At 26.7% G+C, this 24,747-nt stretch carries 19 protein-coding genes, 1 tRNA gene and 2 pseudogenes; 18 read left to right on the forward strand and 4 right to left on the reverse strand.

Annotation, left to right across the window (positions count from 1 at the left end):
• Positions 1-28: 28 nt before the first annotated feature.
• Positions 29-880: a hypothetical protein gene (locus KQ44_RS12580; protein WP_096737696.1), complete on the forward strand. Its 852-nt coding sequence runs from the start codon at positions 29-31 to the stop codon at positions 878-880.
• Between the two features lie 582 nt (positions 881-1,462).
• Positions 1,463-2,320 (forward strand): flagellin, encoded by an 858-nt coding sequence (locus tag KQ44_RS12585; protein WP_013114259.1) that lies wholly within the window; start codon positions 1,463-1,465, stop codon positions 2,318-2,320.
• Between the two features lie 323 nt (positions 2,321-2,643).
• Here KQ44_RS12585 and recJ read toward each other — a convergent pair whose 3' ends face one another.
• Entirely contained in the window at positions 2,644-4,803 is a 2,160-nt protein-coding gene (gene recJ / locus KQ44_RS12590) for a single-stranded-DNA-specific exonuclease RecJ (protein ID WP_205676570.1), read from the reverse strand.
• 139 nt (positions 4,804-4,942) lie between these two features.
• Between recJ and KQ44_RS12595 the strand changes: the two genes are divergently transcribed.
• The 7 genes and pseudogenes from KQ44_RS12595 to KQ44_RS12625 all read left to right on the forward strand — a co-directional run bounded on the left by KQ44_RS12595 (position 4,943) and on the right by KQ44_RS12625 (position 15,165).
• A complete protein-coding gene (locus KQ44_RS12595; RefSeq protein ID WP_096737697.1) occupies positions 4,943-6,121 on the forward strand; it encodes a tetratricopeptide repeat protein in 1,179 nt (392 codons plus the stop codon).
• A gap of 976 nt (positions 6,122-7,097) precedes the next feature.
• Positions 7,098-8,809: pseudogene (locus tag KQ44_RS15630) on the forward strand (methyltransferase domain-containing protein).
• A 135-nt stretch (positions 8,810-8,944) separates the two neighbouring features.
• On the forward strand, positions 8,945-10,801 hold the full coding sequence (locus KQ44_RS12605) for a methyl-accepting chemotaxis protein (protein WP_096737698.1): 1,857 nt from the start codon (positions 8,945-8,947) through the stop codon (positions 10,799-10,801).
• A gap of 146 nt (positions 10,802-10,947) precedes the next feature.
• Complete coding sequence (locus KQ44_RS12610; protein WP_096737699.1) at positions 10,948-11,565, forward strand: OmpA family protein; 618 nt, start codon at positions 10,948-10,950, stop codon at positions 11,563-11,565.
• A 21-nt stretch (positions 11,566-11,586) separates the two neighbouring features.
• Complete coding sequence (locus KQ44_RS12615) at positions 11,587-12,189, forward strand: OmpA family protein (RefSeq protein WP_096737700.1); 603 nt, start codon at positions 11,587-11,589, stop codon at positions 12,187-12,189.
• A 79-nt stretch (positions 12,190-12,268) separates the two neighbouring features.
• Positions 12,269-13,399, forward strand: coding sequence for a HEAT repeat domain-containing protein (locus KQ44_RS12620; protein WP_096737701.1), 1,131 nt, complete (start codon positions 12,269-12,271; stop codon positions 13,397-13,399).
• 821 nt (positions 13,400-14,220) lie between these two features.
• The gene (locus tag KQ44_RS12625; protein WP_096737702.1) at positions 14,221-15,165 is read left to right on the forward strand and encodes an Rpn family recombination-promoting nuclease/putative transposase; all 945 of its coding nucleotides are present in this window, start codon (positions 14,221-14,223) and stop codon (positions 15,163-15,165) included.
• A 236-nt stretch (positions 15,166-15,401) separates the two neighbouring features.
• On the opposite strand, the gene KQ44_RS12630 is transcribed toward KQ44_RS12625, so the two are convergent.
• Positions 15,402-15,854: a dual specificity protein phosphatase family protein gene (locus KQ44_RS12630; protein ID WP_096737703.1), complete on the reverse strand. Its 453-nt coding sequence runs from the start codon at positions 15,852-15,854 to the stop codon at positions 15,402-15,404.
• 287 nt (positions 15,855-16,141) lie between these two features.
• Here KQ44_RS12630 and KQ44_RS12635 point away from each other — a divergent pair, with 287 nt between their 5' ends.
• From KQ44_RS12635 to fabV, 6 genes are all read left to right on the forward strand, one after another.
• A complete protein-coding gene (locus KQ44_RS12635; RefSeq protein ID WP_096737704.1) occupies positions 16,142-16,564 on the forward strand; it encodes a PTS sugar transporter subunit IIA in 423 nt (140 codons plus the stop codon).
• 24 nt (positions 16,565-16,588) lie between these two features.
• Positions 16,589-17,380, forward strand: coding sequence for an MgtC/SapB family protein (locus KQ44_RS12640; RefSeq protein ID WP_096737705.1), 792 nt, complete (start codon positions 16,589-16,591; stop codon positions 17,378-17,380).
• Positions 17,381-17,415: 35 nt separating this feature from the next.
• Positions 17,416-18,357, forward strand: coding sequence for a hypothetical protein (locus tag KQ44_RS12645; RefSeq protein ID WP_096737706.1), 942 nt, complete (start codon positions 17,416-17,418; stop codon positions 18,355-18,357).
• Positions 18,358-18,414: 57 nt separating this feature from the next.
• Entirely contained in the window at positions 18,415-19,125 is a 711-nt protein-coding gene (locus KQ44_RS12650) for a hypothetical protein (RefSeq protein ID WP_096737707.1), read from the forward strand.
• A 33-nt stretch (positions 19,126-19,158) separates the two neighbouring features.
• Positions 19,159-20,262, forward strand: a complete 1,104-nt coding sequence (locus KQ44_RS12655; protein ID WP_096737708.1) for a glycosyltransferase family 2 protein — start codon at positions 19,159-19,161, stop codon at positions 20,260-20,262.
• 97 nt (positions 20,263-20,359) lie between these two features.
• The gene (gene fabV, locus KQ44_RS12660; RefSeq protein WP_096737709.1) at positions 20,360-21,538 is read left to right on the forward strand and encodes an enoyl-ACP reductase FabV; all 1,179 of its coding nucleotides are present in this window, start codon (positions 20,360-20,362) and stop codon (positions 21,536-21,538) included.
• Between the two features lie 291 nt (positions 21,539-21,829).
• On the opposite strand, the gene KQ44_RS12665 is transcribed toward fabV, so the two are convergent.
• A complete protein-coding gene (locus tag KQ44_RS12665; protein WP_096737710.1) occupies positions 21,830-22,726 on the reverse strand; it encodes an Rpn family recombination-promoting nuclease/putative transposase in 897 nt (298 codons plus the stop codon).
• Positions 22,727-22,786: 60 nt separating this feature from the next.
• A complete protein-coding gene (locus KQ44_RS12670) occupies positions 22,787-22,993 on the reverse strand; it encodes a hypothetical protein (RefSeq protein ID WP_096737711.1) in 207 nt (68 codons plus the stop codon).
• A gap of 182 nt (positions 22,994-23,175) precedes the next feature.
• Between KQ44_RS12670 and KQ44_RS12675 the strand changes: the two genes are divergently transcribed.
• The 3 genes and pseudogenes from KQ44_RS12675 to KQ44_RS12685 all read left to right on the forward strand — a co-directional run.
• Positions 23,176-23,250, forward strand: a tRNA-Asp gene (locus KQ44_RS12675).
• Positions 23,251-23,280: 30 nt separating this feature from the next.
• Complete coding sequence (gene rpsT, locus KQ44_RS12680; RefSeq protein WP_096737712.1) at positions 23,281-23,544, forward strand: 30S ribosomal protein S20; 264 nt, start codon at positions 23,281-23,283, stop codon at positions 23,542-23,544.
• A 498-nt stretch (positions 23,545-24,042) separates the two neighbouring features.
• Positions 24,043-24,747 (forward strand): annotated as a pseudogene (locus KQ44_RS12685) (DUF4132 domain-containing protein); the annotation flags it as partial.

Consider the following 24,747-nt stretch of genomic DNA (forward strand, 5'->3'; position numbering starts at 1 on the left):
ATTAAAATTGTAAGAGGAATAAAATATTATGATAAAAAAAACAATCTATATTTCGGCATTTATATTTTTATTAATAACAATAAGCTGCAGTAAAAATAGTAATAATAGTATTACTAATCCAATTCTTGAAGAAAGCAAATACACTGTTAAAGGTATTGATAGTAAATATAATGCTGTTTGGAAATTTTTTAATGCTGATGAAACAGGAAACAGTTCTGTTGATGTTATTATAAGCGATGGAGGAATAAGCGGTTTAATAGTTTCAAATAAAAATGAAAAAGCAGATTTTTCTAAAGATTATATTTTCAGCACAGAAAAAGAAGATGAAAATATATATTATAACAGATATTTTGGATATATAGTTAGTAGAGGAGATTGGATAGGGGAACTTCAATTTCCTACATATGATGATGAAACTGTTGGATATGTATATATAAAAAATAAAAATACTTCAGATATTATTGTAGGAATACTTGATAAGGCACCTGGTATTAAAGAAGGTATAGATAAGGAATATTTTGGAACTAGAAGTTATAATGATAATGGAGTAAAAAAAACAGTAGATATACAAGAAAATTTTGTTACATACTCTGAAAACGGAAAAGTTAAATTAAAAATTCCTTCCAAATTTTTTGATTTATCTAAAGGAGACGGATTTTATGGATATACTATAATGCAAGGTCTTTTATATGAGGGTATTGATATAAATGTCTATAACAAAGAAAATTCCAGTATATTACCTAATGTTTATTTTCAGTATATTGATTATAATTATAAACTTGATATAAATTTAAGAGCTGACGGAGTTCCTATATCAGCAAAATACATTAAAAAAGACACTGTAATATCTTCAGGTGATGTTCAGTACGTTAAAGAATAATTATAAAATGTATATAATATTATGCAGGCTCTTAAATTGGGTCTGCTTTTTATTATAAAACTAAATTTTTTCATTTAATTTTTTATTAAAATCATATTTTTGTCTAAAGTTTTTATACTAAAATAATATTTATTAGTAAATTAACTATTATTTTTAATATTTCTAATGATTTTTGATATAATGAAAAATAAAATTTATTAAAAATATAGATTTTAATAAGTTTTGTGCATAAAAATGTATAAGATGTAGTGTATAAGCTTAATTTTAATTTTTTTTAAGAAAAAAAAGAAAAAAATGCTAAACAAAATTAAACTTTATTCCGAGAGGACCGAAAATTATTATGTAGCAAAAACGAGAGTTCAAGTATTTGGCGGTCTCGAACTCCCTATTTGCTTAGTTGATACCATATAATTTGATAAGAATATAATTATTGGCGTAGTTATATTCTTATATAGGATTTAATGGTATTTTTGGCAACTTTATATAGTCATTAAAGATTGTCGGAATACCTTAAATTCTCTTTAATATTTTTTGCCAATTAGGCACGGATGCCTTTTTGAATAAATATCATGGAGGATGACGATGATCATCAATAACAACATTAGTGCTATAAATGCACAGCGTACTTTAAAATTCAGAAATGTAGAACTATCTAAAGATATGGCTGCTCTTTCTTCTGGATTAAGAATTAACAGAGCTGGAGATGATGCTTCAGGACTTGCTGTATCTGAAAAAATGCGTACTCAAATCCGCGGTTTACGTCAGGCTGAAAGAAACACTCAGGACGGTATATCTTTCATTCAAACTACTGAAGGATATCTTCAAGAGAGCCAAGACATATTACAAAGAATACGTGAATTGTCTGTACAATCTGCTAACGGTATTTATACTGATGCTGACAGAATGCTTATTCAAGTTGAAGTTTCTCAATTAGTTGATGAAGTTAACCGTATTGCTAGCCAAGCTCAATTCAATACTCTTAACATGTTAACTGGAAGATTTGCTAATCCTAACGAAGGCGGAGCTCCTGTTGCTTCTATGTGGTTTCATATGGGTGCAAACATGGATGAAAGAAGAAGAGTTTATATAGGAACTATGACTGCTGCTGCTTTGGGATTACAAACTCCTGAAGGTGTTAGTATTTCTATTTCTTCTATAGACAAAGCTAACAGTGCTATAGGTTTAGTTGATGAAGCTTTAATGAAAGTTTCTAAACAAAGATCTAACTTAGGTGCTTATCAAAACAGATTAGAGCTTACTGCTCAAGGCTTAATGATAGCTTATGAAAACACTGCAGCTTCTGAAAGCAGAATCAGAGATACTGATATGGCTGAAACTTCTGTTAAATTTGCTAAAGACCAAATCTTAAGTCAAGCTAATTTAGCTATGTTGGCTCAAGCTAATACTATGAACCAAGGTGCTTTACGTTTGATTCAATAATTAATTAAAGTACATTTTATAAAAATAGCTGGTCTCATTTAATTTTAATGGGACTGGCTATTTTTTATTTTGAAAGTTTTAATTACAACCCCAACCATTAAAAAAATGTTTTCATTTTTTCTTTATTATAACTTTATTAATATTTGAAGTTTTAATTATCAAAAGTACTACTATCCAAGCGTTTTTTAAATTTTATAATACTCTTTAAAACATGTTAGACTTAATTTTTTATTTTGATAAAAATTAGAATTATTAAAATTAGACTATATTTGTAAAAAACGCTCTGTGTGCGTTTATAAAAGTGAAGATTTTATGTACTACAATCAAAAAACTTTATAGTTTTCTATATATATTCTAGCATCTTCACTGTTTGCATATCTATTAACTTTAAGTTTATAAATAATATCTATATAATTAGAGTTTAATAATTTTAAAACTTCTTCTTCGCTGCTGTTCCAAATAATAGCATTTATTCTTTTATCAGACTGTAATAATTCTAATCTTAAATGCAGTTTATTATTTTTCTGCATTTTCTTTATATCATTTACTTTTACATTTCTAGACATAAAAACAGGCTCTTCATTTCCAGCACCATAAGGCTCGAAAAGCTCTAAATCTTTAGCTAATTTCAAGTCTATATTCCTAAAATTAAGTTCCAAATCAAATACATTAGTCTCTTTTTCAGTATTAAAGTTTTGATTAGCAGCATATTTAATAATCTTGCTTTGAAACTTATCAAAATTTGCAGATTCTAAAGTAAATCCTGCCGCATTTTTATGCCCGCCAAATTTACTTAAATAAACACTTGCTGCCTCAAGTAAATCCCTAGCATTATCATCGCCTCTGCTTCTTATGCTTCCTACACAAATACCGTCGTCGCTTTCATGCATTATTACAGCAGTTTTTCCATATTCGCTTAAAACCTTTCCCGCAATAAGTCCTGTTAAGCCCTGTTCTATTTTTTTGCTTCTTACTATTATTAGAGGAAGTTTTAAGCAGCTATTATTTTTTATATATTCATTAACTATATTGAAGTTCGATTCTGTAAGAGATTTTCTAGTTTCATTCATACTGTATACTGTTTCAGCCAAACTTACAGCATCTTCTTTTAGTTCACAGGTAAGAAGTTTTAATGCAGTCTCAGCACTTCCCATTCTTCCAGCAGCATTAATAAAAGGTGCTATTCTCCAGCTTATAACTTGAGTATCTACTTTTGTATTTAATAAATTAATTTTCTCAAGCATAACATTATATCTTATATGGCTTGGATTTTCTAATTCTTTTAAAGCACATTTCACATACACTCTGTTTTCTTCTATAAGAGGCACTACATCAGCAACAGTTCCGAATAATACAAGTATGGATTTTTTTCGTATGTAGTTTTGAAGATTTTTCTGGCTTATATAAAACATACGCCTGAATATTTCTGTTTTAATAATTAAATCTCTGTACTCTATTTCATCATATCTGTAAATATTAATATTAAGTGCCAAAGCAAAATCATCTAAAGTTTTTGTGGTTTTTATATTAACATTTCCATATTTAGCACCAAGCTGAAGCAGATCATAAACACTGTCATATTCTGGAAGATATATTTCATATTTTTCATATAAAGCTATAAGCCTTTTTAATCTGTCTTCTCCTCCAGTAAGCACCAATACTGTACCATCACCTTCAAACATGTAACTTGCAAGCTCTTCAAGCACTTCATCTTCTGTAAGAAGCTCATCATAATAATCTATGTACATAGATTTATAGCTGTTTTCTCCTGCAAGCTCAAAACCAAATATCTCATCACTTGGAACAAAGTTTACTGACTTTAATGCCCTTATTCTTTTTAATGTATTTGATTGTTTATTTATTTCATAATCAAGTACAATTATATCTTTATTATATAGTTTGGTGTATGAAAAAACAAAGGCTTGCATGAGCTTAAAAGCTACAGCACATCCTGAAAAATTTTTGGAAATAAAACCAGTATTTGATATTTTAGGATTAAATAAAGCATATGCATTAGGCATTATCTCTGGTATATCATGATGATCTGTTACTATAATATCAATAGAAAGATCACGAGCAAACTCTACTTCTTCTACATTAGATATACCGCAGTCAACCGTAATAATAAGACTTACTCCAGAATTGGCATACTCTTCTATAACAGTTTTTGAAAGCCCATATCCTGTTTCATGATTAGGAACAAAAGCCTCAACATTTTTTGTAACCATCTTTAACGTATTATATATTATGGATGCAGCAGTTACACCGTCAGCATCTTTATCGCCGTATACTAATATCTTTTCATTACTCTCTATAGCCTCTTTTAATCTTTCTACAAATACATTAACATCTTTTATATTAAAAGGATTTGAAAGTGAATATATATCCTGAAAGAAAAAATCAAATATATCCTCTTTTGAAGCTATACCTCTTAAATTTAATAGTTCTTTCATTATAGGATGCAAATTATCTATCTTTATCATATATATTATTTTTCGCTTAAATTAATAAATATTGTCTGATAGTATATTTTATTTATAATAATCTTTCAAGTACTATTTACAAGGTTTGATTATCAAGATATAATAAAAATATACGATACTATTAATAGGATTTTTATTTATGAGCGATAAGGACGTAAGTGCATTCTTAAAAAATGCATATAATGCTTTTAATGATAAAGATTATAAAGCTGCTATAGACTATTTTTCTGAAGCTATTAAACTTGACCCAAGTTCGGCAGAAACATATTATAATAGAGGAAATGCCAAAGCAAATTTAGATGATAAAAGTTTGTATAAAAGTGCAATAGAAGATTATTCTTGGGCTATAAATCTTAATGATAAATTTGCAGCCGCATACTACAACAGAGGTATATTAAATAGAAGTTTCGGAAACAATAAAGAAGCTATTGAAGACTTTGATAAGGCTATAGAACTTAACTATAACCTTGAAGAGGCATATTATGTAAGAGGAAACACAAAAGCAAGCCTAAAAGACTATAGAGGCTCTATAGAGGATTATAATAAAGCTGTAGAAGTTTATCCTCATTTTTCTGATGCATATTATAATATGGCTTTATCATATAATGCTGTAGGCAGCTATAAAGAAGCTATAAAAGCATATGATAAAGCTATAGAGTATAATTCTCATTTTGCTGATGCCTACAATAACAGAGGAAATGTTAAAGAAAAGTTGGGATACTATAATGAGGCTATAGATGATTATACAAATGCTTTGCATCTTAATAGGAATTTTATAGAAGCATATTTTAATAGAGCTAATGCCAAATTTAATATAAAAAATTATAAAGGTTCTATAGAAGATTTTGATGAAATAATAAAAATTGATCCTACATATTCTAAAGCATATTATAACAGAGGAATAGTAAAAACTTCTATGGAAGAATATAAAGAAGCTATTGAAGATTTTGACAAAGTTATAGAACTTGAGCCTCAATTTCCTGATGCATACTATAATAAAGCAGTTGCAATTAATCACTTGGGTATATATGATGAGGCTGTTGAGTTTTATGATAAGGCTATTGAGCTTAATCCTAATTATGCAGAAAGTTACTGCAACAGAGCTATATCAAAATCAAAAATGGCATATATTAGAAAAGATAAAGTAAGCAGTGATGAATATAATAAATTAATACAGGAAGCCGAAAGTGATTTTGAAAAAGCATATAGTTTAGCTAATGATAATATAAAAGAAATAATAAAAGACGGCATAAAAAAATTAGCAGACCTCAATATGGAAGCTGCTAAAAATTTCTGCAGTAAGAATAATATATACTGAAACTCTTTAAGTTTGTCAAATTTTTTATTGTTTTTTCCCAACGCACACCACAGGTAGACTTCGCCAAATTTTTTATCCTTCGGATATGTTTCACAAAAAACGCAATTGCTAGAACTTTATTTTTAAAGATATGTATTAAATGTATGTTAATACATAAAATTTAGGCTACACATAAATGTGGACTTCGTCAAATGCAGTATTTTTGGATTTCCTTTGAGGCGTACTTTGGGCGTACAGGCGTTACAAAAGAACTTGGGCACGACTGTTTATATTTATTTCAATTTATTTCATTTCATATGGCTAGTCCACACAAATACTAAAATTTAAATATTTATTTTTTGACAAATTATAATTGTTTATGTATATACTGAAAATTGGTTTCTATTAGAAGTATACCAGTTATTTTATTGTATCTGTGCAAACTTATGTAAGTACGGTTAGTTATGATTAGTATAAAATAACTAAGTTTTGGACTGATAATAAATTTCAAAATTTTATTTTAATCCATACCTTTTAGATTTAAGGCTTTATTTTTTATATAAACTTTGATTAAATCTTTTAAGTCTTCACTTCAAAAAGTGCCCTCCAAGTATTATTTAAATTTGCATTTCATTCTACGCAAAGCGTTTTTCCAAATATAGATTAATTTTAATAATTCTAATTTTTATCAAAATAAAAAAATTAAGTCTAACATGCGTTAAAGAGTATTATAAAATTTAAAAACCGCTTGGGTGGGCAGCCAGAATAACAGTTAAAGCTAAAGAAATAAAATAAGCTAAGAATGACAGTATAAAACTAAAGAATTTAGAGGGTGGGAGTTAGAATAAATTTTAAAACTTTACTTTAAATAAATATGCTAAAAATGCAAATAACATATTTATTTAAAGTAAATGAAATATTTGTTTGTAATTATATTTTTTTATTATATAATACCTAACATCATTTTATAAAAATTTTTTAGAAATAGTTAGTTTTCATGCACAACATATGTATAATAACAGATATAGGTACAATATATGGGTTTGGACATATTACCCGTATGAAGTTCATAGCAAATAGACTTAAAGAATATTATAATTTTATATTTTCTTCTATTAATGATAATAGTGATTTATTTAAAGATAAAACTATACAAAGCTGTAAATATAGTGAAATAAAATCATTAAATCCTTATTTAATAATAGTAGATAGCAGAGAAGTAGAATCTAAGTTTATAAAAGAATTAAAAACTATAAGCAATGTTATAATAATAGACAGTGTAGGAAGTGAAAGAGCTTTTGCTGATATAGTAATAGAGATGCTCCCAAATATAGATAATTCTAAAGAAGTTAATATTAAACCTTTTATAGCTACCATACTTAATTCTAATATAAAACCAAAATATGATGAGAATGCTCCAGTTCTTCTTTATTTGGGATTTAATAATGATTTGAAAAAAAAGGCAATAGATATTATAAGTAAAATAGAAAATAAAAACTTTGTTCTTATAGAAAAGGAAGAAGAAAGCGGATATAGTAATATAAAGTATAAAGATTTCAGTCCAGATATATTTGTAAGTCCATACAGTGCTGTTATAACATATTTTGGTCTTACAGCATTTGAATGTATAGAAGCCTCAATACCTACAGTGCTTTTTTCTCCTACAAAATATCATGATGATTTGGCAAGAAGCAAAGATGAATTATTTTTTAATTTGGGATTTTTTGAAAATGTTAATACAGATGAAGCAGTTTTGAAATTAAAAGATTTTTTATTTAATAAAGATACTCAAAGTAAATATTTAGAAAATAGTAAGTCTATAAACACAGAAAAATCACTTGAGCGTATAAAAACAATAATAGATAATATAAAAGATTTCAAAGATATAAGATGTCCTTTTTGCGGAAGTTCTCATATAGAGATGAAAAACAGAAATATAGAGTCTAATCTTTACAGTTGCTTAAAATGTCATACACTGTTTAGGAAATATTTTCTTCCTCCATTTACAGATTATTCTTCAAAATACTTTGTAGAAGATTATAAGAACCAATATGGTAAAACCTATGAAGAAGACAGCAAAAATCTAACAGCTTTGGCAAGAAGGCGTTTAGAAAAAATAAAAAATTAAAGCCTATAGGTAAAGTTCTTGATATTGGAAGTGCTATGGGCTTTTTTCTTAATGAGGCAAGAGAATGCGGCTATGAAACGGAAGGAATAGAGATAAGCGAATATGCTTCATCATATTGCAGAGACACTCTTAAACTTAATGTTCATAACTGTTCACTTCTTGATTTTGAATATAAAGAAAAAGAATATGATATAATAACAGCTTGGTATGTTATAGAGCATATTTATAATTTTGAAAATATTTTAGAGCGTATAATGTATTCTCTAAAAGATGATGGTATATTAGCTTTTGCTACACCTAATGGGTATGGTCTTAGCGGAAGATTTAATAAAAATTATTTTTCTATTGTGCCAAGCGATCATGCTTTTGAGGCTAATCCCAAATCTTTAGATATACTTTTATCAAAATATTCCTTAAAATGTATAAACCTAGAAAATCAAAGTGTTTATTATAATAGGTTTTGTGATATATTTAATTTGAATTTTATTAGTAAAAATAAATTACTGTCAAAAATATACAATGTTTCAGCCAAAAAGAAAAATCTAGGCGATACATTTGAGTGTATATATCAGAAATATTAACAAATAAGTACTATTTTTATACATAAAACTAATAAAAATGTAAAATAATTTTATAAAAAAATGTTTACAATATTTTGTTTTTTACATATAATGCAATTATAAGAACTTATTTTACAATAATTAGGAAATAATATTATGAAAATGCACAATAGTTTAAGCTTCAAAATCACAGCCATGATTAATTTATCTATAGTTATAATGGTAGCCTTACTTTTAATCATTTCCATAAAAATGGCAAGCAAAGCATTAATTGATACCAGATTAGAAGGTTTTTCTAATATACTTTCAGGCTATAGTTCTTTATTTGACAGCTGGATTAATGATCAAAAGATGTTAATTGATACTTATAGCTTTCACCCAGATCTCTATAATTTGATAGAAAATCGAACAGAAGATAATATGAATTCTGCTTATAATTCAATAAGCGAATATGTTAATTATAATAAATATATAATCAATATGGGTATATGCGATTCTAATGGCATATGTATAATAGATTCAAGTATGAGCAGCAATTTATTGGGTAAAGATATATTATCTATTCACCCAGAAGCAGCTTCCGATATGAAAAATGCAGGCAATACTGTAACATTTTCTAAAAAAATAACAAAATCAATAGCTGAAGGAGTATGGGCTATATTTGCATGTACTGGAATAAAAGATGAAAACGGTAATTTAAAAGGCTATTTATATGTTATGTATGACTGGACAGAGGTTAATAGATTATACTTTAGCAATATAGAATTATCAGAAAACATAAATATATTTGCTATAGATAAGGATTTAAATATTATTATACATACAAACCCAGAAAGATTAGGCATGAAGACTAGCGATAATTATAAAGCTGATTTTGAACAGGGAAGCGGTATTGACAGCTATATTTCAGGGGCAGATACAGGTTCACAGAAAAGAATATCTATTTTTAGTAAATTATCATCTTCTCCTTGGCTTTTGATAGTAAGTATAGTAGAAAACGAAGTATATGCTAAAAGCAGACTTTTAGGTATAGTTATATTTTTAATAGGGGGAGTTTCTATAATACTAATTTCCATTTTTGTATTTTTATTTGTACGAAGTGTAATGAGAAGATTAACATATATATCTGATGAGGCAAAAGATATAGAAAAAGGCATTTTAACACATAAAGCGGATAATAATATAAAAAAATCTAATGATGAGCTAGGAGTACTTTCAAATTCATTTGATGCCATGAGAGATAAACTTACAGATATTATTATGAAAGTAAAGGAAGAGCTTGATGATATAAAAAATATCACAGAAAATTTGGTGAAAGGCAATAATAATTTATCAAAGCGTACAGAGGATCAGGCAGCAAGTTTGCAGGAAACTGCCAGCTCTATGGAAGAGATGGCTTCTACAATAAAGTCTTCTACAGATAATGCTATTATTTGTAATAATATGATGATAGAGTCTAAAAAATCAATAGAAAAAGCAGGGGATATAATACTAGAAACTACAAATAATATAAGCGAAGTTAATGAAGCAAGCGAAAAAATAAAAAATATTACCAAAATTATAGAAGATATAGCCTTTCAGACAAATATATTAGCTTTAAATGCTTCGGTAGAGGCGGCACGTGCGGGAGATCAGGGCAAAGGTTTTGCTGTAGTTGCAAGCGAAGTAAGAAATTTAGCACAAAATACACAGTCTTCAATAAAAGATATAACCGAACTTGTTAATAATACATATGAAAGTATTTTAAAAGCTTCAAGCAGTGCCTCAGAATCCCAGAATATATTTAATGAAATTAAAGAAAAAATAGATGAAACCTCGAAAATAATTCTTGAGATAAGAGAAACAGCAGTAGAACAGCAGTCTGGAGTTGATCAGGTAAATATTGCCATAGCAAAAATAGATGATGCTACCAATAAGAATGCACTTTTAGTGGAGGATTCCAACAGGGCATCAAATGAAGTTCTTGATAAGATAAGGGTTTTGGAAAATACTATCAGCTTTTTTAGGATATAAAATAGTTTGTAATTATAAAGGTTTATGACATATATAACTTATATTTTACGATTATAATTATGAATTTGTTATAATTATGTGTTATGTTAATTGTTTTTGAACTGTTATTTAACAATATAAAAATATGATACAAGGAAAAAGTGATCATGAAAAAAATAATTTTAATTATGTCTTTAAGTTTTATATCTATAGTAGCATGTAAAAGTGCACCTGTAGCTACTGGACCTGAAGAGGGAAGCGGATTTAAGACAACAGAAGCCACTAATCAAAATGCAAAAGGTTATAACTTGCCTGATGGTGCTGCAGTTAGAGAAACTCCAAGAGGTAAGGTATTAGTACTTCATGACCCTAAATCTAAAACAGATATCGGAAAAAGCGGAAATGCTTCTTATGAAGTGAAATTCGGATTTGATAATACTGTAGAAATAGGAAGCTACAAAGAGGCTTATAATTTAGTTTATCAAATAATAAAAAATAATCCTGATATACGAATAATGGTAGAAGGTAATTCAAGCAAAGAGGGTCCTGCTCCATATAATTATCAGCTTTCTCAAAGAAGAGCAGATACCAGTTTTAATTATATAATAAAATTAGGAGCTGAAAACAGCAAATTATTGAAAAATGCTTTTGGAGAGGCTTTACCTGAATATCCTACACTTAAAGAAAATAGAAGATGTGAATTTATCATTATAATGAATGAAGATGATTTGAAAAAATATAACGATTTTGCTAAAACTGTCGACATTAACAAAGAAACAAATTAATGTCGAGGTTTTAACAATATAATGAAAAAAATCATATTTATATTTTTTACTTTATTGATCTTTGTCATAGCATGTAAGAGCACTCCTAAAAACAGTACCCCTGAAGATGTTATTATAGCAGAAGAGCCTGCTCCAGTTGTTGTAGTTGAAGAAGAAGAAAAAACTGTAGAGCTTTATTTGCCTGAGAACACTTCTATAAGAGAAACTGACAGAGGAAGAATACTTGAAACTAATCCGAAAATTATATTCAAATTAGTAGAGACTGATATGCCTATATCTGCTGAAGCAGCATTTGCTCAAGTAATAGAGTTCTTGGATAAAAATACTAATGCAAATATAATTTTGGAAGCACATACAAGTAATAGGGGAATAGCTTATCCTTACAACTATAATTTATCTATTGTAAGAGCTAAAAATGGAAAAACATACTTGATAGATAAAGGGGTTGCTTCTGACAGAGTGATAGAAAGTCCTTTGGGTGAGGCACTTCCAGAATATCCTACTCAAGATGCTTTAAGAAGATATGAGTTTGTCATAATAGAAAATGATGATGATATAATTAAGTATAATACATATATATCTCAGCTTGATGTTAGACAGGAAAGCACATATCAAGGAAATTAATTTTTATTTCTAAAATATCAAAATAAACCTCCTTTTAGAAATAAAAGGGGGTTTTAAACTTTTAAGGAAATTTTTATTTATGAAAAATATTATTTTTAGTTTTTTATTTTTAATAACTGTATCATTTTCAGCTTTTTCACAAACTAATGAAACAGAAAACATACAGTCTCCTGACGAAACCTCATCATATTTGCCCAATGTAGAATATGAAAATGCTTTTAAATACGGAACTCCTTCACAAAAAATATCCACAATTGGAAAAATAAGAAGAACAAAAAATGAAGCTGATATCGCTATGCTTGCAAGTTATTATCCAAGTGAAATGAATAATAGAGTAAAAACTGAGATTATCAATTTCTTTAAACAAATAAAAAATGATAATGCTAAAAGTATAATAGAATATGCTATAAAAGATGAAAATGATAATGTAAGAAAAGAGGCATATTATTTATGTTCTATTTATCCAGATATCCAATTTGAAGGCGGTATAATGACAGAAATTACAAATGCTTCAGGGTTGGTATTAGACAGTATGATAAATGCATTAGGAGCTATGAAATCAGAAGCTGCTGCCGATTATCTGCTTGAAAAATACACTAATAATACTGTAGCATCTTCCACAAAAGTTGAAATATTAAGATATTTCAGTGAAACTAAAAATCCTAAAGGCGAAGAGATATGCCGTAATGCTTCTCAGAATGCAGGTGAGCCTGCTTTGGTACGTTATATGGGAGTTGTAGCCTTAGGAGCTTATCCTAGTGCTGAAAATTATGAAATACTTCAAAAATTATTAGCAGAGGATTTACCAGAGATTACTGCAAGGGTTATATATATACTTCCAGAGTATAGTGCTTATGGAGATGTAAAAGAGAATATAATTGAAGCTGCCAAAAATGACAGTGATTCTGTTAGAATATATGCTATTAAGGCTTTGAATAATTATAAATCCGAACCTGAAATAGAGGAGCTTTTGCTTTACAGACTTAAAAATGATAATTCTGAAGCTATTACTACAGAAATACTTAATTTGTATAAAGATTCAACTCCTACTGGAAATATGTATGAGGCTATAAAAACATTAGCAACATCTTCGGCAAGTGATAAAATAAAGAACTTAGCTAAATCTATAGTAGGTGATGATAGTGGTCAGGCTAGTGCTACAATAGAAGAAGCTTTATCTGGTAAAGAATCTGCTAAAGAGAGCAATTAATAATTAAAAACAAATATATAAACTTTATACGCTGTAGTGCTGATTGTTTGAATAGAAATTTGTCAATAATTCTAATTTGACATTTAATAATAACATAAGACTTGTTTCAAAGATAATTTTATTTATAATTGTGTGTATTAGCTATTACCCCCGCTTTTTTGATACCCAAGAAGCAAAAAGACTGAATACTTATATACTAAAATAATATTTATAAAACATGTAAAACATTATTCTTATAATTGATAAATTCTTAAATTTGTATACATAATCTTGTCAAGCAGTTTTGAAATAAGTCTATACTTAAATCGTGTGTTGAAGAATATTTTAAATTTAAAAAAAATATTGGGTGGGCAGCTATAATAATAGTAAAAGCTAAAAAATGAAAATTATTTATAAATAACAGATAGCATTAAAAAATTTAAAGGGTGGGAGTTAGAATAAATTTTAAAATTTTAATTTAATCCCCGCCCTTTTAGATTTAAAAGATTTATTTTTTATATTGGCTTTAATTAAATTTATAATTCCTTATCTTTTAAGCACACCCACCCAAAGCGTGATTTAAATTTAAGATTTTCATTCACGCACGTTAAAATATATCTTAATTTATAACCCCAATTTTATTACTTATAAGAATTAAGTTTAACGTGCGTTGAAGAGTATTCTAATTTAAAAGCCGCTTGGGTGGGCAGCCAGAATAACAGTAAAAGTAAATATAGAAAAATAAGCTATAAATAACAAATAGAATTAAAAAATTTAAAGGGTGGGAGCTAAAATAAATTTTATACTTTGACTTTTATAAAGTATTTAATTATAATATAACTATGGAAAAGAGATTTAATACTAAACAAATAAAATATTTTAATCCTTTGAATGACTATTTTATAAGATACCTATTTACTGATAAGGGCAGCAGCGAAACTATACTTTTAGATTTTATCAATTCTATAATGATTAATGCTAATATGAAAACTTTTCGCTCTGTAGAAATACTAACTCCTTTTAACTTAAAAAAGAATAGAAATTTAAAAGAGACTATAGTTGATGTTAAATGTATAACCCAGAATGGTTCTGTTGTTATTATAGAAATACAATTACAAGGCAATTCTAGATTTCCAGAACGAATACTTTATTACTGGGCAGCTAATTACAGTAAATTATTAAAGCATGGCGAAAGATATGATGAACTTACTCCAGTAATAAGTATTAATCTTCTTAACTTCAATTTAGATAAAACGAAAAATATACATTCCTGCTATATGCTCTATGAGATGAACAATAAAAAACTTCTTACTGATCATTTACAAATACATATAATAGAGTTAAAAAAGTTCAGGAAAAATGTATTATCTAAAGATTTAAATTACTGGCTCAAAATATTTACAAGCAAAAATTTGGAGGTGTCTATGTCTGAAATAGTAAAAGAAAAACCTATAATGGAAGAAGTACAAAAAAAATATAATAATTTTGTAAAAAGCAGATTAATGATGATGGAGTATGAGAAAAAAGAAGCTTATTTATATGGAAATCAAATAATGCTTGATGAGGAGCGAAGATTAGGAAAAGAAGAAGGTATTAAAGAAGGAATAGAACAAGGAATTGAAAAGGGTATAGAGCAAGGAATTGAAAAGGGTATAGAGCAAGGAATTGAAAAGGGCATAGAACAAGAAAAATATTCATTAGCAAAGAATATGAAAAAAGAAAATATAGATATTAGTGTTATAAGCAAAGTTACAGGATTAAGTATAGAAGAAATAGAAAAATTATGATAAAAAACTTTATTTTAATTCACACTTTTAGATTTAAAAGATTTATTTTTTATATTGGCTTTAATTAAATTTATAATTCCTTATCTTTTAAGCACACCCACCCAAAGCGTGATTTAAATTTAAGATTTTCATTCACGCACGTTAAAATATATCTTAATTTATAACCCCAATTTTATTACTTATAAGAATTAAGCTAAACATACGTTTGAGAGTATTTAAAATTATTATATAGTTTTTTAAAATGTCATAATATCTTTCCAGTATCTGTCAAAATAATTATACATTCCCATACCTGGTGAATAGTAATTGTATATTTTATGGAAATCATTTAATGCATCTTTAAAAGAAGTATTTTTTATATAGCCTTTTCTGGCCATATATAATAATGTTATAGAAGGAGACCTTGACATTCCAAAATTGCAGTGAACAAGTACTGGCATATCTTTTATATGTTCGTCTATAAACTCAATGGATCTTTTTATCATAGGAAAAGCATAATCAAATGAAAGGCTTGATATATCTAGTAGATTTAGATAAAGATTATTATTACTTTCAAAAACCTTTTTATCTCCTATGTTACCATGAACACCATTGACAAAACAGCTTTGACAGGCATGCACTATAGCACCTTTAAATTTTCTGCAGTCGCTATCGCCTCCTACATAAAGATTATTATATAATTTCTGCATATTTATACACTCCTTTTATAATATAATCAAAGGTTTTATTTTGTCAATTACTTTTCTTTGTTGATGCAAATATATTAGTTTTTATTACTACTCAATATGATTTTATACACTAAAATTTGATATTGTAATGTAATTAAATATATGTATTGTATACATTGTAAAAAAATATTAAGACAAAATACAATTTTTGTTCATTTTAAATTGAATAATTGCGAACAATTATTATATTTATAATATATGTTGTATATAAATGTAAATGATTTTTAAGTACAGGAGGATTTCTTATTATGAAGCCCAATTTAATATTAATGAGCCATGGTAATTTGGCATCTGCACTTATAGAGTCAGCAAAAATGATACTTGGGGATTTATCAGATTATGATATAGTTTCTATGCATGTTGATGATACATTTAATGATGTGGAGGAAAAATTAATATCTGTATTAGATAAACATAAAGATAAAAATATTTTGATAATGACTGATATCTACGGCGGAACACCTTTTAATATAGCAAGCAAATTCTACAGAAAAAATGATAATATTTGTCTTATAAGCGGTGTCAATCTTGATATGGTCATAGAATATTTTTCTTCAGATATGCATGATAATACAAAAAAACTTATTGATGAGCTTATAAGTGTTTCTAAAGATTCTATAACATTATATTCTAAAAATGAAAATGAAATATACAAGGATATAGATTTTTAATTTTTTTGATGTATAATAAACTTTATGATAAAAGAATCTATCAAACTTGTATTAGCTGACTACAGTATATTAGAGATTACTGGAAGAATATTATTAGCATATATTATGGGCATATTTATAGGCTGGGAGAGAGCTCAGCATAAAAAGCCTATAGGAAGCAGAACTACAAGTATAGTATGTATGGGGGCTGCTATTTTATCATGTTATGAAGATGTTTTTGCCCATGCTATTATGCTAAAAAATGAAGAACTTATAAGGATTGGAAGCGAGCTTTTATATACTACGCCAGATTACAACAGGATATCTGCTCAGATAGTATCTGGTATAGGGTTTCTTGGTGCAGGTATGATTATACAAAATAGGGGCAAACTTCATGGCATAACTACTGCTGCTATAGTATGGGTTACTGCATGTCTTGGAATAGTTATAGGCTCTGGTCAGTGGGTATTATCTACTATAGGCTGTATTTGTATATTTTTAAGCACTTCTATTTACAGATTTTTTATTCCGTATTTTATAGCAAATAAGAAAAAGTCAATAATTTATTTAATAGAATGCTCTTCCAAAATAGACATAGAAACAGAACTTGACAGGTTTGGTATAAAACTTATTAATTTAGAGATATTGGGCTGGAAAGAAGTGATAAACAATGATAAAAATGTTGTATTATCTCCAAACATAATAAGTAAAGTTCGTATATTTGTACCTAGTCTTGATTATGCTAATATAGAAAATATATTAAAAAGTTTGGCTATAAGACCTATAAAAATATTAAAACGTATGAGAGATAAAGTTGATTTGCATTCTATAAATTAGAAAAAATCAAAAAAATATAATCAAAAGTTTAATCTATGGAAAAAATATATATAAAAAATTTTATTATTGATAATAATGTTATAGAAGAAGAAAAAGAAATATCTCTTTATCCTCTTATTTTTATTTCAAATAAATATAATTATTTGGCTAATTTAATTTGGTACATAAGCGATTTGCATTTCTTTGAGTTTTATAAAGTTAATGATTATGAGATAATGTCTATAAGTAAAACTATAAGCGGAATAATAGAACATTATCAGTATTCTACTGTAATTGATAATAATATGATTATAGAATGCATAGATTTTGTTAATGATATACTTGAAAAAAATAAGGATAATATTTTAAATAAATTATTTCCAGAAAATAAAAATAAAAGTATAGAAAAATTATTAATATCATGCACTTCAGATAATAATATAAATATTAACTCAACTTTTAATGATGAAAGCAATATTATAGATATAGTTTTTATTTATAATAATAGTTTTTCTTTTTCTTCGAGAGCTTTCTTTAGCAGAAAAATAGATATTTTTATTTTTGTTATTGAGCATATTATAAAAATACTTCTTACTGGCAATATATATAGAAATGCGTATATTGCTGATTATAATGATTTTAATTTTGATTATGCTGTTAAAAAGAATATGGCTGTTAGAGATTTTATTTACAAAGTTCATGAGATGAACTTAAAAGAAAATAATAAAAATAATAATAAAGAAAATAGTAATATAAAAAACAGATATGAACTTATAAAAATGTTTTTTAAACATTATAATTCATTTAATATATTCATAGAAAATTTTTCATTATTAGAAGAAGAAATAAAAAAAGAAGAAAATAATAATGACTTAATTGATTTGTTTTTAGAAACTATAAATAGAAAAAGAAATATATTTATTACATATGATGATATAAATTATTTAAATAATCTAATATCAGATAAAAGATTTGAAAACAATATTAAGGTTTATTAATTTACATTTATCATATTTTTGATATAATATTATTATAATAATATTCGGATAATATTTATGAAATACATTAAACATTCTATAGTATTTTTTATAGTTTTCATCTTTTTCTTATCATGTTTATCATGTAGTAATTTACCTACAGATATTAAAAGCATACAAAAACTTAAAGACAGATCAGGCAGATATTCTCTTAATGTAAACTTTGAAGAAGATATCAAACTTGATTTTATAGTATTTGATAGCGGTAATATTAATTTTATAGGAAGCAGAAATAATATTGCCAATAATTTAGGAACATATTTTTTAGGAAACCCTGAAAGTACAAATAAGACTTTTTCATTTGATATAAAAGAAACTATAAACGGGGTAGAGCCAAACACATATTTTATAGACTTTTTTTATTCAACATTGAGATATTCAGGAAATGAAGTGTATTTTCAAAAAAAATCAGACAGTACAAATATAAAAATAAGCGAAAGAATTGGCGTTTATTATAGTAAGGATAAATTGTATAATATAACCGTAACTTCTGATAGAATATCTTGGAGCTATTTTCCAGATGCCTATATTGATATAACTAATCCGTACACTGAAGATACAGTTTTTACAAAGATAGAGAATTTTACCAATGAAAGCGGAACAGTTTATAATTTTACACTTAAAGTCGTTTTTACTGATAATGCTCTTAAACTTACTTTTAATATCACAGATTCTTCATATTCTCAGTATAATAAACAAGACGAAGAGTATAGAATATCTTGGCAATAAATTATATAATTATATTTTTATAAGGTTTTTATTATGATAAAAGTTTCTGTGATTGTTCCAATATACAATGTGGAGAATTATTTAAAAAAATGTTTGGATAGTGTAATAAATCAGACATTAAAAGATATAGAGATAATATGTGTAAATGACTGTTCAACAGATGGTTCTAAGAATATTGTTCTTGAGTATATTCAAAAAGACAAAAGAATAAAACTTATAAATAATGAAAAAAACTCTGGTATAGGACTTACAAGAAATGAAGGAATTAATGCTGCTATTGGAGAGTATATTTCTTTTATAGACTCTGATGATTATATTTCTTGCAATTATTTAGAAGAGCTTTATAAAACAGCTTTAAAATATGATGCTGATATAGTTTTTACAAATAACCTTAATATTGTTAGAGATAATATAATAAAGCCTTACTATCATAACAGAATACATATATGGAAGAAGAAGTTTAAGAATATTTGGCAGGAAGGAAGAAGCAATTTTAATGTGAGTACTACAGAAAAAGAAAATACTCCAGAATATCCTTTAGTTTCAAGTGTAAATAAAATATTTAAGAGAGACTTTATTATAAAAAATAACATGCAATTTCAGAATTTTATAGTATCTGAAGACACAGAATTTTTTTATAAATATCTGCTTTATATGCCAAAAATGTATTATAATAATAATGCTGAATATTATTATGTACAGAGAAAGTCATCTATAACACATTCTATAGAAAAAGATAATAAAATGGCTTGTGATTCTTTGGAAGTATTTAAAAATATATTTAATTTTTACAAAGAAAAAGATATAAGTTTGCTTGAAGAATGTAATTTTTATAATTTTACTTCTTTTTTATTTGTGTTTAATAATTATAAGGCTGATAATAAAAATGAATTTTATAAAAAATGTCATGAACTTATGAAAAATCTTAATGTAGAAATAGACAGAAAAAAACATGCTTTTTATGCTTATAGTATGTATATAATGAAAACTTATGATGACTATAATGTATATTTAGACAAAATAGAATCAATTAAAAAGAAAGTTTTTGATATTGCTTGGTGGATACCTTCTATTACTTTGAGAGAGAAGTATAAAAAAGTTAATTTGGATAAACTTGCAGAGAAAAATTGGAAATGATATAATTATTAATCTTTTGATAATTGAAAAAAAAACAATTTCATTATAAAGTATTGAAGTTAAGTTGAATATAATAAAATGATAGGAGAATAAATATATGGTAGTAGAGCCAAAAATTTTAAATAATATATGTATTACTGCCCACCCTCTAGGCTGTGCAAAAGAAGTAGAAAAGCAGATAAATTATGTGAAATCACAACCAAAAGTAAAATCAAATGTTAAAAATGCTCTTATATTAGGAGCTTCAGGCGGATATGGACTTGCAAGCAGAATAGCTATAAGCTACGGACTTGGGGCAAAAACTTTGAGTGTATCTTTTGAGAAGGCTGCTACAGAAAGAAGAACTGCTACACCTGGTTGGTACAATAACGAGGCTTTTTCTTCATTCGCTGAAAAAGATGGGGTTAAAGATAAAAACTTGATACTTGACGCTTTTTTAAATGCTTCAAAAGAGGAAGTAATTAAAGAGGCTAAATCATTTTTTAACGGAGAGAAAATAGATTTAGTGATATACAGTTTGGCAGCCCCAGTAAGAACTGATGAATCTACTGGAACAGTTTATCGTTCATCATTAAAACCTATAGGAAAAAAATATAACGGTATAGGTGTTGATTTTATGACTGAAGAACTTCTTGAGGTATCAATAGAGCCTGCAAATGAAGATGATATAAAATCTACTGTTAAAGTTATGGGAGGTGAAGACTGGAAATTATGGACTGATGCTTTACTTAATGCCGATATGCTTTCTGAAAATGCCGTAAATATAGCATATTCTTATATAGGTCCAGAAATGACTAAAGCTGTATACAGAGACGGCACTATAGGAAAGGCTAAAGATCATCTTGAGGCAACTGCTCATGAATTGGACAAAGAGATGCAGGAGAAAGTAAAAGGTCATGCTTATGTATCAGTAAATAAGGCTGTTGTAACTAGGTCTTCTGCTGTTATACCTACAGTTCCTCTTTATATAGGTATATTATTTAAAGTTATGCAAAAGAAAGGTATTCATGAGGGCTGTATAGAGCAGATGTACAGACTTATAAGTGAAAAACTTTTTAATGGCGGAGAAGTACCAGTTGACAGTGATAACAGGATAAGACTAGATGACTGGGAATTAAGAGAAGATGTTCAGAAAGAAGTTTTAGATGAGTGGAATAAACTTACAAAAGATAATGTAAAAGAAATAGCAGATTTAGCATTATTTAGAAAAGACTATATGAATATGCATGGTTTTGATGAAGAGGGTATTGATTATAGTCTGGACGTTAAGATATGATATTATAATAAATTTTAAATAAATTAGATTACTGGCGAAGTTTGAATATTTATATTTGAGCTTCGCTTTTTTATTTATTGTTATGTATTTTTTATATTTGATTGTTTTATTAGTTTGATATTTAATTGCGGAGTTGTATTTGATTATTATTACTCACAGTATATTTACTTCAGTATTTAAATAAAGTTAAAATGCTCAGAATTTTTTTATTATAGTTTTTCGATTTTCTATATTATTTATAAAAAACTTGTTCGTTAATAAGCTCCTATCATTCTAACGAATGTCAGGAACTCACAAGTTTTTTATCTCTTCTATACTTAGTCCTGTATATTTAGAAATAGTATTTAAATCTACTCTATCATTTTTCATGTTTTTAGCCATAGATATTTGTGTTTCTTTAATACCTTCTTTGATACCTTCTTTAATGCCCTCCTCTCTGCCCTTTTTAATTCCTTCTTCTATTCCTAGTCTTCTCTCTTCGCTTAAAGCTAATATATTAAAATAATTCTTTTCATATTCTGAATAATTTTCAAATAAATCTTTAGTGTTTACAAATTTGTTATATTCATCATAAACTTCTTTCATTATAGGATTTTTTTTCACTAATATATCCATAATTTCCTCCATTTTTGCCTGCTTTTCTTTTAGTGTTAAGAAATAAAACCAAGCATCTAACTCATCTTTAAGACTAGAACTATTTGCTAAGTATTTAGGCAGCTCAAGAAAATGCATCTCAAAATGATTAGTTAATATATGATTAGTTTCCAATTCTTTTATAACATAACAGCTATGCTCTTTATCAATGCCTTTTAATAAATTAAAATCTAATATATTAATTACTATAACTTGTTTTAAATCATTGTATTTTTCATTATTTCTCAAATTAGCAACGTAGCCTTTAGCCCAGTAGTATAAACTTCTATATACAAATGACTGATTTCCTACTCTTTGTATCTCTATTAATACAGTTTCTCCGCTTTTGGTAACTGCTCTAACATCAACAATAGATTGCTTATCATTAATATTTTCTTTGAGATTAAAAGTATTAAGTACTTTAATATCTTCAAAAGTTTCCTGATTATAGTCAGCTCTTACTGAATTAATCAAATTTTTTAAAATATTTTCATGTCCTTCTTTAGCAAACAGATAACGCATAAAGTAGTCATTTAAAACATTAATATTTATCATAATATTATTATAATTAAATAATATATAAATGTCAAAGTATAATTTTTATTTTCAAACAGTTTAGTATGGTTTGCATACCTTGCATGGAGTGTATCCCTTATATTCTGCCTCTGATAATGATATTTCATATGCCTCTCCTTTTATAGTTCGGCAGTTTCTAAGATGGTATTTTTTACCTGTTTTAGTTATATATACTATATTTTCAGCTATTACATTAGAGGATATTATAATTGTGAGTATGATTATAAATGTTATTATTTTTTTCATGTTTTTATTCTTCTTTTTTATAAAATGATATAATAATTAATCATACATTAGTTTTATAATTTGATAAACATTTTATATGCGGTTTTTTTATACAGTTTAAGAAAATAATATTAATTTTTTTAAAAATACCACTTGACAAAAAATAACTTTGTAGTATAATGCAAGCATTCCTTAACTAGTTTGGAGTTGTAGCTCAGTTTGGTTAGAGCGCCTGCCTGTCACGCAGGAGGCCGCGGGTTCGAGCCCCGTCAACTCCGCTTTGTTTATTTAAACCACGGAGAAATATAATGCCTAATATAGCTTCAGCATCTAAGAGATTGAGACAAAACGAAGTTAGAAACCTTTATAATAGAAAAATTAAAAGTTTTTTAAATACTCAAAAAAAGAAAGTTATTAAATCTATAGAAAGTAACGATAAGTCTTCAGCTGTTACAGAATTCAAAAAATATGCAAGTGCTTTAGATAAAGCTGCTAGAAAATCTGTTATACACTCCAATAGAGCTGCAGCAAAAAAATCTGATATGATGAAAAAAATTAATGCTATGAATTAATTTTTGATTTTGAACTCAATAAGACCTATATACCTTGATGGTGTATAGGTCTTTTTTATTTTAACATGTTAATATTTTTTTAAATTTTATGTAAAAAGTTATTGCATTTGTCTGCTTATTTCTTATCTTATTAACATAAGAAAGTAATTATTTATTACAATATGTAACAATTTTATCACATAAAATGATTAGAATATATTAATTAGATACGGAGGATTTTATATGACAAAATTATTAAACAGCATAAATAATGACTGCACAGTTATAGATGATGAAGAGTATAATTTATTAATCAATGAATATAATGATATACTAATTGATAATATAATAGAAGAATAAATAGTTTAAATTTTTTTCCTTTTTTATTAGCCTGTGCTTAATGTATGGGCTTTTTTATTATAATAATCTTTTATCAATATTTCATTTTGTACCTTATATATTGACAAATAAATAAAAATGTATATACTATATATTAATATAGATTTCGGAGGTAAAATTATGGACTTAGAAAAAAAACTTGAAATATACTATAGAAGCTCTTCTATAGAAGATGATATGAAAAAATGCGAATCTACAAATGATTTCAGCAAAATAAGAAGGCATCCTTATGATTATTTTCATTATAAAGATGCTTTTTTGCAAGATTATTTTTCTATAGAAGATGAAGCATTAAAGAAAAGATATGAACATTTCGTTAAGATACTTCTCTACGGAAATGACAAGGAAGGAGAAGGCGGAACTAGATATGTTATTCTTGATTATATAGTCAATAGAGATTTTGAAAAGTCACTCAGATATCTTGTTTATGGATATGAGAAAAGATATAAAGAGCAGGCAAGAACTTTAAATGGTGAAAAATTAATATATACAGTTTTTGAAGATTTTAATAAATACTTCAGTAAAGAGTTTGAAGAATATACAGATAAATATATTGATATTATTAATAACAATGATAATAAAAAAATATTAAAAAAAATGGACAGAGATGCTGTAATACCATTGATTGCAATATGTTCTGTTATAAAAAATAATAAAGAATGCGATGAAAAGTATATAAATGCAGCTATAAAATCATTTGATGTTTTTCCAAATCTTTATGACACTTTAAATGTTATTGCTGCTCTTTTAGATAAAAACGAAGCTATAAAAAATAAATTTATAGAAGTATTAAATAATAATGAAGAATATATTATTGATATGAAT

It is taken from the genome of Brachyspira sp. G79, assembly GCF_002379365.1.
Taxonomy (GTDB): Bacteria; Spirochaetota; Brachyspiria; order Brachyspirales; family Brachyspiraceae; genus Brachyspira.

What these genes read in the sequence shown, in the direction of transcription:
- KQ44_RS12595 (WP_096737697.1), top strand. Translation starts at nt 4,943, where the DNA reads ATGAGCGATAAGGACGTAAGTGCATTCTTAAAAAATGCATATAATGCT.
- KQ44_RS12610 (WP_096737699.1), top strand. Translation starts at nt 10,948, where the DNA reads ATGAAAAAAATAATTTTAATTATGTCTTTAAGTTTTATATCTATAGTA.
- KQ44_RS12580 (WP_096737696.1), top strand. Translation starts at nt 29, where the DNA reads ATGATAAAAAAAACAATCTATATTTCGGCATTTATATTTTTATTAATA.
- KQ44_RS12645 (WP_096737706.1), top strand. Translation starts at nt 17,416, where the DNA reads ATGGAAAAAATATATATAAAAAATTTTATTATTGATAATAATGTTATA.
- recJ (WP_205676570.1), bottom strand. Translation starts at nt 4,803, where the DNA reads ATGATAAAGATAGATAATTTGCATCCTATAATGAAAGAACTATTAAAT.
- KQ44_RS12605 (WP_096737698.1), top strand. Translation starts at nt 8,945, where the DNA reads ATGAAAATGCACAATAGTTTAAGCTTCAAAATCACAGCCATGATTAAT.
- rpsT (WP_096737712.1), top strand. Translation starts at nt 23,281, where the DNA reads ATGCCTAATATAGCTTCAGCATCTAAGAGATTGAGACAAAACGAAGTT.
- KQ44_RS12650 (WP_096737707.1), top strand. Translation starts at nt 18,415, where the DNA reads ATGAAATACATTAAACATTCTATAGTATTTTTTATAGTTTTCATCTTT.
- KQ44_RS12665 (WP_096737710.1), bottom strand. Translation starts at nt 22,726, where the DNA reads ATGATAAATATTAATGTTTTAAATGACTACTTTATGCGTTATCTGTTT.
- KQ44_RS12640 (WP_096737705.1), top strand. Translation starts at nt 16,589, where the DNA reads ATGATAAAAGAATCTATCAAACTTGTATTAGCTGACTACAGTATATTA.
- KQ44_RS12615 (WP_096737700.1), top strand. Translation starts at nt 11,587, where the DNA reads ATGAAAAAAATCATATTTATATTTTTTACTTTATTGATCTTTGTCATA.
- KQ44_RS12620 (WP_096737701.1), top strand. Translation starts at nt 12,269, where the DNA reads ATGAAAAATATTATTTTTAGTTTTTTATTTTTAATAACTGTATCATTT.
- fabV (WP_096737709.1), top strand. Translation starts at nt 20,360, where the DNA reads ATGGTAGTAGAGCCAAAAATTTTAAATAATATATGTATTACTGCCCAC.
- KQ44_RS12655 (WP_096737708.1), top strand. Translation starts at nt 19,159, where the DNA reads ATGATAAAAGTTTCTGTGATTGTTCCAATATACAATGTGGAGAATTAT.
- KQ44_RS12585 (WP_013114259.1), top strand. Translation starts at nt 1,463, where the DNA reads ATGATCATCAATAACAACATTAGTGCTATAAATGCACAGCGTACTTTA.
- KQ44_RS12670 (WP_096737711.1), bottom strand. Translation starts at nt 22,993, where the DNA reads ATGAAAAAAATAATAACATTTATAATCATACTCACAATTATAATATCC.
- KQ44_RS12630 (WP_096737703.1), bottom strand. Translation starts at nt 15,854, where the DNA reads ATGCAGAAATTATATAATAATCTTTATGTAGGAGGCGATAGCGACTGC.
- KQ44_RS12635 (WP_096737704.1), top strand. Translation starts at nt 16,142, where the DNA reads ATGAAGCCCAATTTAATATTAATGAGCCATGGTAATTTGGCATCTGCA.
- KQ44_RS12625 (WP_096737702.1), top strand. Translation starts at nt 14,221, where the DNA reads ATGGAAAAGAGATTTAATACTAAACAAATAAAATATTTTAATCCTTTG.